Annotated in this window: 2 protein-coding genes; both read right to left on the reverse strand. The window is 71.4% G+C overall.

From position 1 onward, the window contains the following. A partial coding sequence (locus ID132_RS13545) for a zinc-binding dehydrogenase (RefSeq protein WP_459562426.1) occupies nt 1–344 on the reverse strand: 344 nt, incomplete at its 3' end. Continuing rightward, nucleotides 230–469: a hypothetical protein gene (locus ID132_RS15470; RefSeq protein ID WP_459562429.1), complete on the reverse strand. Its 240-nt coding sequence runs from the start codon at nt 467–469 to the stop codon at nt 230–232. The genes ID132_RS13545 and ID132_RS15470, both read right to left, overlap by 115 nt. Between the last annotated feature and the right edge of the window lie 4 nt (nt 470–473).

Consider the following 473-nt stretch of genomic DNA (forward strand, 5'->3'; position numbering starts at 1 on the left):
CGCACCGGCGCATCCTTGTAGTTGATGGCGGCGTCGTAGCCGTACTTCTCGGTGAGCAGCGCGACCTTCTCGGCCGAACCCGCCGAGCCGATGACGCGCTTCGCGCCGAGCAGGCGCGCGATCTGGCCCGCAGCGGTGCCGACGGCGCCGGCAGCGCCCGAGATGAAGACGGTGTCGCCCTCCTTGAGGCCGGCGATCGCGGTGAGGCCGACGTACGCGGTCATGCCCGTCATGCCGAGGATGCCCATGCGCACCGAGTGCGGCACGCCGGGCAGCTCGGGCACGGCGCGGAATGCGCTCGCGTCTGCCTGCGCGATGTCGCGCCAGCCGAGGTCGTGCTGCACGAGCGTGCCGACGGGCANGCATCCGCCGACGACTCGACGACGCGGCCGATCGAGCCGCCGGTCATCGTCTCGCCGAGCACGTACGGCGGGGTGTAGCTCTTCACGTCGTTCATGCGGCCGCGCATGTAC

The sequence above is a fragment of the Gulosibacter sediminis genome (assembly GCF_014904065.1).
In the GTDB taxonomy this organism is placed as follows: domain Bacteria; phylum Actinomycetota; class Actinomycetes; order Actinomycetales; family Microbacteriaceae; genus Gulosibacter; species Gulosibacter sediminis.